At 64.0% G+C, this 8,404-nt stretch carries 7 protein-coding genes; 1 reads left to right on the top strand and 6 read right to left on the bottom strand.

Translation table 11 applies throughout. The features are described 5' to 3' along the window. Positions 1-26 precede the first annotated feature (26 nt). From O7A61_RS12895 to O7A61_RS12905, 3 genes are read right to left on the bottom strand one after another with little or no spacing between them, the layout of a single operon-like run. Complete coding sequence (locus O7A61_RS12895; RefSeq protein WP_337130109.1) at positions 27-3,128, bottom strand: efflux RND transporter permease subunit; 3,102 nt, start codon at positions 3,126-3,128, stop codon at positions 27-29. Further along, positions 3,125-4,195, bottom strand: coding sequence for an efflux RND transporter periplasmic adaptor subunit (locus O7A61_RS12900; RefSeq protein ID WP_337130110.1), 1,071 nt, complete (start codon positions 4,193-4,195; stop codon positions 3,125-3,127). The genes O7A61_RS12895 and O7A61_RS12900 overlap by 4 nt, the downstream gene beginning before the upstream one ends. Next, a complete protein-coding gene (locus tag O7A61_RS12905) occupies positions 4,192-5,328 on the bottom strand; it encodes an efflux RND transporter periplasmic adaptor subunit (protein ID WP_337130111.1) in 1,137 nt (378 codons plus the stop codon). The genes O7A61_RS12900 and O7A61_RS12905 overlap by 4 nt, the downstream gene beginning before the upstream one ends. 215 nt (positions 5,329-5,543) lie before the next feature. Here O7A61_RS12905 and O7A61_RS12910 point away from each other — a divergent pair, with 215 nt between their 5' ends. Next, the gene (locus O7A61_RS12910) at positions 5,544-6,821 is read left to right on the top strand and encodes a 4-aminobutyrate--2-oxoglutarate transaminase (protein WP_337130112.1); all 1,278 of its coding nucleotides are present in this window, start codon (positions 5,544-5,546) and stop codon (positions 6,819-6,821) included. Between the two features lie 57 nt (positions 6,822-6,878). Here the strand turns inward: O7A61_RS12910 and O7A61_RS12915 are convergent, their stop codons facing one another. The 3 genes from O7A61_RS12915 to O7A61_RS12925 form a co-directional block, all read right to left on the bottom strand. After that, positions 6,879-7,205, bottom strand: a complete 327-nt coding sequence (locus O7A61_RS12915; protein WP_337130113.1) for a type II toxin-antitoxin system RelE/ParE family toxin — start codon at positions 7,203-7,205, stop codon at positions 6,879-6,881. 5 nt (positions 7,206-7,210) lie between these two features. Then, positions 7,211-7,441, bottom strand: a complete 231-nt coding sequence (locus tag O7A61_RS12920; protein ID WP_337130114.1) for a ribbon-helix-helix domain-containing protein — start codon at positions 7,439-7,441, stop codon at positions 7,211-7,213. 37 nt (positions 7,442-7,478) lie between these two features. Further along, positions 7,479-8,404: NAD(P)/FAD-dependent oxidoreductase (locus O7A61_RS12925; RefSeq protein WP_337130116.1), on the bottom strand; the 926-nt coding region annotated here is incomplete at its 5' end.

Raw genomic sequence — 8,404 nt, forward strand, 5'->3', positions numbered from 1 at the left:
GTCCGACGCAAAGTGTATTTCCCGCCTCAGGCCGCTCCGCTCTCCGGCAGGACCTCACCCTGCTGCGCTTCGCCTTCCGCCGCGTCTTTCGGCTCCTTGATCCTGAACCACGTCACATAAAGCGCCGGCAGGAACAGCAGCGTGATTGCGGTACCCGCAATGATGCCGCCCATCATCGCGTAGGCCATCGGCCCCCAGAACACTTCGCGGGCGATCGGGATCAGGGCCAGGCTGGCCGCGGCGGCGGTCAGCGCGATCGGCCGCATGCGGTGCTCTGTCGCTTCGATGACGGCGGCCCAGCGATCCCTGCCTTCGGCGACAAGGTCCTCGATCTGCACGATCAGGATGACCGAGTTGCGGATCAGGATGCCGATCAGCGCCAGCACGCCGAGGATGGCGACGAAGCCGAGCGGCGCGCCGCTTGGCACGAGGGCCGCCACAACGCCGATCAGGCCCAGCGGCGCCACCGCCACCACCAAGAACAGGCGCTGGAAACTCTGCAACTGCACCATCAGGATGGTCGCCATGACGAACAGCATCAGCGGCACCACGGCCGCGATTGGTCCCTGGCTCTTGGCGCTTTCCTCGACCGAGCCGGCGGTCTCGACCGAATAGCCAGGCGGCAGCTTGGCGATGAAGGCGTCGACCGACGGCTTCAACTCGCTGACGACGGTCGCCGGCAGCACGTCGCCAACCAAGCCGGCGCGCACCGTGATAGTCGGGATGCGGTCGCGCCGCCAGACGGTGGGTTGCTCCAGATCGTAGCGAAATTTTGCGACCGCGGCGAGGGGGATCGCCTCGCCATTGCCGGTCGGCAGCTGGATGTTCTGCAGCGTCTCGATCGAGCCGCGCTCGGCTTCGCGCGAACGTGCCACGACGTTGATGAGGTATGTCGCGTCACGCACCTGTGTGATCGTCGCGCCGCCCACCGTGCTGTTCAGCGTGCTGGCGATGTCGGACGAGGTGATGCCGAGCTGGCGCGCCTTGTCCTGCAGTACGTCGACCCTCAGCACACGCTGCGGTTCGTTCCAGTCGAAGGTCGGTGCTGCGAGCTTCGGATTGGCTGAGATCACGCCGGCGAATTGCTGCGCCAGTTCTCGAACCGTCTGGATGTCAGGGCCGCCGACGCGGTACTGTACAGGCCGTCCAACCGGTGGTCCGAGCTCAAGCGGCTTGACGAAGGCGTCGGTGCCGACAAACTCCGCGCGCAGCAGCTTCTCCAGCGCCGGCTTCACCCGGTTGCGCGCCTCAATACTCTTGGTGACAATCACCGTCTGGCCGAAATAGGGATTGGCCGGCTGCACGTCATAGGCCAGCACGAAGCGCACCGCGCCCTGACCGATATAGGAGGAAAAATGGTCAATGTCGGGATTGCCGACCAGCGCCCGCTGTTCGAAGCGCTCCATCTGGTCGCGTGTTTCGGCAATCGAGGAATTCTGTGGCAGGTTCCAGTCGACGATCAGCTCCGGCCGGTCGGAAGGCGGGAAGAACTGTTGCTGGACGAACCCGAAGCCGGCGATCGAGGCAGCGAACAGAAGCACGGTCACGATGATCGTCAGCCAATGCCGGCGCACCGAGCCGACAAGCACGCGCCGGAACAGCGACGTGAAGCGGCCCGGCCGGTCGTGATGCTTGGTCTTCATTGTCGCCGGCAGGATGGTGACGCCGAGCAGCGGCGCGAACAGCACCGCCACGATCCATGACACCAGCAGCGATACGGCGATGACGACGAACAGCGTGAAGGTGTATTCGCCGGCAGCACTCGAGTTGAGCCCGATCGGAATGAAGCCTGCGACCGTCACCAGCGTGCCGGTCAGCATCGGGAAGGCGGTCGAGGTGTAGACATAGGTCGCCGCCTTGCGCAGATTGTCACCAACCTCCAGCCGCGCCACCATCATTTCGACCGCGATCATCGCATCGTCGACCAGCAGTCCGAGCGCGATGATCAGCGCACCCAGTGAAATGCGTTGCAGCGATATTCCCAGATACTCCATGACCGTGAAGGTGATGGCCAGCACAAGCGGGATCGACAGCGCCACGACGAAGCCGGCGCGCATGCCGAGGCTGATGAACGACACCGCGAGCACGATGGCCACCGCCTCGAACAGCGCACGCGTGAAACCCGAGACCGCCTCCTCGACGATGACAGGCTGGTCGGCGACCAGATGCACGCCGACGCCGACCGGCAGGTCGGACAGCACCTTGTTCATCTCCTCGTGCAGTGCCTCGCCGAATTTGAGCAGATTGGCATTGGGCTTCATGCCGATGGCAAGCCCGATCGCGTTTTGGCCGTTGAAGCGGAACAAGGCCGTCGGCGGGTCGACGTAACCGCGGGTGATCGTCGCCACGTCGCTCAGCCGGAAGAACCGATCGTTGACGCGCAGATTGATGGCGCGCAGGCTCTCCTCGGAAGTGAATTGGCCGCCGACGCGCACGCTGATGCGCTCCGGCCCGGACTGGATCACGCCGGACGGCGTGATCGCATTCTGCGCCTGCAGGCTGGCGACGATTTGCTGCTGGTTGAGGCCAAGCGCCGCTATCTGGCGCGTCGAGAATTCGAGATAGATGGCCTCGTCCTGCGCGCCGACCAGATCGACCTTGCCGGCATTGGGCACGGTCAGGATTTTTGTCCTGATATCCTCCACATAGTCGCGCAATTGACGTTGTGTCAGCCCGTCTGCGGTGAAGGCATAGATGTTGCCGTAGACATCGCCGAAGCGGTCGTTGAAGAACGGGCCCTGCACGCCTTGCGGAAATTGCGCCTTGATGTCGTTGACCATGTTGCGCACCTGAAGCCAGTTAGGCACGACGTCGCGCGCCTTGGTGGTGTCCTTCAGGTTGACGAAGATGACAGTCTGGCCGGCTGTGGTGACCGATTTGGTATAGTCGAGGCTGTCGAGTTCCTCGAGCTTCTTCTCGATGCGGTCGGTCACCTGCCGCACCGTTTCATTGACCGATGCGCCCGGCCAGTTGGCCTGGATAATCATGGTCTTGATGGTGAAGGCCGGATCTTCCTCGCGGCCGAGATTGAGATAGGAAAACACGCCAGCCACCACGAAGACCAGCATGAAATACCAGACCAGCGAGCGGTGGTTGAGCGCCCAGTCGGAGAGGTTGAAGCCTTTCATGAGGCCCCTCCCTCGGGCACTTTGACCTTCTGGCCCTCGCTCAGGTTGTGGACGCCCGCCGTGACGACGCGCATCCCGGCCTCGAGCCCTCCGGCCACCGTGAAGGTGCCGCCGGCCTTCGACGCGACCTTGATATCGCGCATGCTCACGCTCGAGGTCTGTGGGTCGACGATCCACACTTTTTCGGAACCGTTCTTGTCGAGCAAAGCCGAGATGGGCAGCTCGATCGTTGGTACGACCTTGGTCATGCGGGTCGCCGTTACCGTCGAGCCGAGCCTGAAGGCCTGCGGCGGATCGGTCAGCGTCAGCTTGACGCGGCGCGTTCGGGTCGAGCCCTCGGCCTGGGGCGCGATCTCGCGCAGCTTGGCCTCGGTCTGAATTGTCGGCAGCGACTGCAGGATGACATGGAACGGCGTGCCGGCCGTTAGGTCGCCGGTCAACTGGTCGGGAATGTCGACGACTGCCTCGCGCGGGTCCGAGCGCGCCACGGTGACGACCGTCTGCCCGGGTGAGACCGTCTGGCCGACCTCGGCACCGACGGCGGTGACGACGCCATCGAAATCCGAGAACAGCCTCGCATAGCCGAGTTGCTCCTGGGATTTGGCCAGCGAAGCCTTGGCCCGCTCGACACTGGCTTCCGCGGCTTTGCGTGCCTGCTGCGCGGCATCGAAGACCGATTGCGACGTATTGGCGGACGTGAGCAACTGGCGCTGGCGCTCCTCGCTGGCGGCGGCATTGGCGAATTGCGCCTCGGCATTGGAGAGTTCGGCCTTGGCCGCCTGGACGGCCAACTCCAGCGCGGTTGGGTCGAGTGCCGCGATCGTCGTGCCCTTGCTGACGATGTCGCCGACCTTGACGTCGCGCGAGACGACGCGACCGAGCAGACGGAAGGCAAGATCGGCGCTGACCTGCGGTTCGACCGAGCCGGCGAAACCGAAGGTTTGCGTGGTGCGCGGCTCGACCACCACCGACAGCACCGGCCGGACGATCTCCGGCGGCTTCTCGTCCGATTTCGAACAGGCGGCAAGCGCGGCAAGGCCAAGCAGGATGGGTAGCAGCCGCTTCATTGCGCCGCCCCCGATATCTCGACCGTCTGGCCGGGGCTGAGCAATTGCCCGCCTGATGTAACGACGCTCTGGCCTTCGTTCAGTCCCTTGGCGATGACGACGGTACCCGAATCGAACGCCAGCACCTCCACCGGCGTCGTCGCGACTGCCTTGGACGCGGGATCGACGATCCAGACCGCCGGCTTGCCGGCGCTGGATGTCAGGGCCTGCCAAGGCAACAGGATCGCCTTCGCCGGCTTGGCGCCGACCGAGCCGATCACGGCTGCCCCGAGCGGCATGCCGGCGGGCGTGTCGGGAATGGCGACCTTGACCCTTATCGAGCCTGAAGCCGGGTCGACCGCCGGCGAGATTTCGCGCACCTTGCCTGTTGCCCTGACCTGCGGGTCGGACAACAGCGTGATCGTCACCGCCGGAGAGGCCGGCGTCCTGGCGACCAGCGTCTCCTGCACATTGAACACCGCGTCGCGGTCGCCATCCTCGGCGACGGTGAAGACGGTCTGCGCCGCCTGCACCACCTGGCCGGTTTCGACCTGCCGGGCGGTGATCACGCCGGCCGCACCGGCCTTGAGTTCGGTGAAGGACAGGTTCTGCTGGGCATTGGTGAGCGCGCTCCGCGCGGCATCGACGCTGCCTTGCGCCACCTTCAGCGTCTGGTCGGCCACGTCATAGTCGCGCCTGGTGGTGAAGCCCTGGGCAAGCAGCGTCTTTTGCCGCTCGAAAGTGGCCGCGGCCTGTGTCAATTGCGCCTGCGCGGCATCGAGATCGGCCTGCGCCGAACGCAGATCGGATTCCTGCTCCTGCGGATCGATGCGGGCAAGCACTGTCCCCTGATCGACATGCTGGCCGACATCGACAAGCCGCTCCGCGACGCGTCCGCCAACCCGGAACGAAAGATTGTTCAACGTACGCGCCGCGATCACCCCGGTCAGCGAGGTTCTCGGCGCATAATCGGCCATCGCCACCGTCTCGGTGCGCACCATGACCGGCAGCTTTTTTTCCGCCGCCTCCTCTTTCTGGCAACCGGCGAGCAGCACCAGGGCCGTGCAGGCGAGAATCGAAGCGGCTGGACAAGACAAAGGGCTGGGAGTTTTGGCGGATCGCGGCGAGATGGACGATGTCGCGTTCCTGCTCATGGCTCCCTCGGTAGTGCGCCGGTGATCGCGATCCCCTCCCGGATATCAGGAGGATAATCGATCCCGAAGAAAAGGAAACCGGTGTATCGCCGGACTGGTTAAGTCAGGCCCAATCGACCCGGTGACGGTGCCGACTTGAGGAAAATCTGAAATAAGGCCAGAAGGGGAATTCAACGACATCAAACAGAACGGGCGCCGGCCCGGTGAGGGATATCATGAAGAATTCCGCCATTTCCGAACGCAAGAACCAGTCGATCTCGCGCGGCGTCGGCATGACCACGCAGATCTACGCCGATCGGGCTGAAAATTCGGAAATCTGGGATGTCGAGGGCCGCCGCTATATCGACTTCTCCTCGGGCATCGCCGTCGTCAATACCGGCCACCGCCATCCCAGGGTGATCGAGGCGGTCAAGGCGCAACTCGACCGCTTCACCCACACCTGCCACCAGGTCGTGCCTTATGAAAGCTATGTGCGGCTGGCCGAACGGCTGAACGCCATGCTGCCCGGCAAGTTCGAGAAGAAGACCATCTTCGTCACCACCGGCGCCGAGGCGGTGGAGAATGCCATCAAGATCGCTCGCAATGCCACCGGCCGCCAGGCCGTCATCGCCTTCGGCGGCGGCTTTCACGGCCGCACCTTCATGGGCATGGCGCTGACCGGCAAGGTCGTGCCCTACAAGGTCGGCTTCGGAGCCATGCCGGGAGACGTCTACCACGTGCCGTTCCCAGTGCAACTGCATGGTGTCTCGGTCGCCGATTCGCTGGCCGCGCTCGACAAGCTGTTCAAGGCGGATGTCGATCCGGCCCGCGTCGCCGCGATCATCATCGAGCCGGTTCAGGGCGAGGGCGGCTTCTACGACGCGCCGCGTGAACTCCTGACGGCGCTGCGCAAGCTCTGCGACCAGCACGGCATGCTGCTCATCGCCGACGAGGTTCAGACGGGCTTTGCCCGCACCGGCAAGATGTTCGCCATGGACCACCACGAGGTGGCGGCCGACATCACCACCATGGCCAAGAGCCTCGCCGGTGGCTTCCCGCTGTCCGCGGTAACCGGCCGCGCCGAGATCATGGATGCGCCCAGCCCCGGCGGCCTCGGCGGCACCTATGGCGGCAGCCCGATCGGCGTCGCCGCGGCACATGCCGTGCTTGACGTCATCGAGGACGAAAAGCTCTGCGATCGCGCCAACACGCTGGGTGCGAGGCTGAAGCAGCGTCTGCAGTCGATCCGTGACGAGGTGCCCGAGATTGTCGACATCAGGGGTTTGGGCTTCATGAACGCGGTGGAGTTCAACGACGTCAAGAAAGGCCTGCCGTCGGCCGAGATCGCCAACGCGATCCGCCTGAAGGCGCTCGACAAGGGCCTGATCCTCTTGACCTGCGGCGTCTACGGCAACGTCATCCGCTTCCTGGCGCCGATCACCGTCCAGGACGAGGTCATGAACGAAGCGCTCGACATTCTGGAAAGCTCGATCCGCGAAGTCTGCGCCGCCTGAAAAGGCGGCGCCTCATTTCTCCTGACGGTCTGCGTCGAAAAGCTGGTGAACGCGCCGTCAGGAGCTCGGATTCTGCAACCAGGCTGGAATGTCTATTTTGGCGTGTAGCACTCGCCACACATCGATATGGTCGGCCTGCTCAAGATAGAAGATCAGATATGGGTAGCGCTTGAGTTGCACACTACGGAGACTAGGCAATCCGATTTCGTAGCCATATCTCAAGGAGCCCGATGCCGGATGGTCGGCGATCAGTTTGTAGGCGTTTTGAAGATCGTCGACATAGCCCAACGCTGCATGAGAACCAACTTCGCGCGCATAATAATCAACAGCGTTCTCGATATCTCGCAGAGCAAGGGTTCGAGGAACAATCGCCTTTGCGGCCACCTAATTTATTGGCCTTGGGCTCGTTTTCGCAGCAAGGCGAAATAGTCATCGTCAATAGGAGCGCCTGGTGCGGATGACGCGCCTTCGAGGAGCAAACCGCGCAGAAGCTGACGATCCTGATCGTGGCGGATCAATTCACGCACATACTCGCTGCTTGTGCCATAGCCGCGGTCCGTCACTTGCTGATCGACAAAATGCTTCAAGCTGTCCGGCAGCGAGATATTCATGGTGCTCATTCCGGCATTTTATTGTCTATGACAAAATTTGGCAATCCTACGCACGGGCCTTGGCTGGTTCCATGTTCTGGAATGCGGCCAACGCCGCCTTCAGCCCGTCCGGGCCTGTGGCCGCCATTTGCGGTGTCGGCGAAAAACCGACGCCGAGCATCTTGCGGCCAAGCATGTGGTCGCCGGGGCGGTTGACGGATTCGATGCCGAGCAGCCGGTCGCCGGCATAGTGGTAGATCGAGAATTTGTTGTCGGGCAGGTCGCCCAGCACGACATGGCTGTCTCCGCCGGCGGTCAGGCCGACCATCTGCAATTTCATGTCGCCAATGTCGGACCAGAACCATGGCACCGCCGAGTAGGCGTCGGTGTGACCGGTAATTGTCCGGGCGGCAAGCCGCGCCTGGTCGGTGGCGTTCTGCACCGATTCCAGCCGCACGTCGCCGCCGGTGAACCAGTGCCGGTAGGAGGCGGCGTCGCCGATGGCCAGAATCTCCGGCGCCGAGCTGCGCATCTGGTGATCGACGCGAATGCCGTTGGCGACAGCAAGGCCCGCGGCTTGCGCCAGTTCGACATTCGGCACAGCGCCGATGCCGACCACGACCATGCGCGCCGGCAGCCTTTCGCCTGACGAGGTGATCGCGGCCGTGACATGGCCGTTTTCACCTTCGAGCCTTGAAATCGAGGTTCCAGTGAGGATGCGCACGCCTGTCGCTTCCAGCCTTTGCCGGACGTGGCTCGCCACCACCGGCGCCACGGCGCGGCCGAGCAGCCGGTCGACAGCTTCGACGACCGTCACGGTGCGGCCGGCCGCCCGCAGCGTCGCGGCGATCTCCAGCCCGATGAAGCCGCCGCCGAGGATAACGACGTCTTCGCTCCGCGCGCTCAACTCCCGGATCAGCCGCGCATCGGCCAGCGAGCGCAGCGACACCACGCCGGATAGATCCGCGCCGGGCAGCGGCAGGGCGCGCGGGC

Source organism: Mesorhizobium sp. Cs1321R2N1 (assembly GCF_037179725.1).
Taxonomy (GTDB): Bacteria; Pseudomonadota; Alphaproteobacteria; order Rhizobiales; family Rhizobiaceae; genus Mesorhizobium; species Mesorhizobium salmacidum.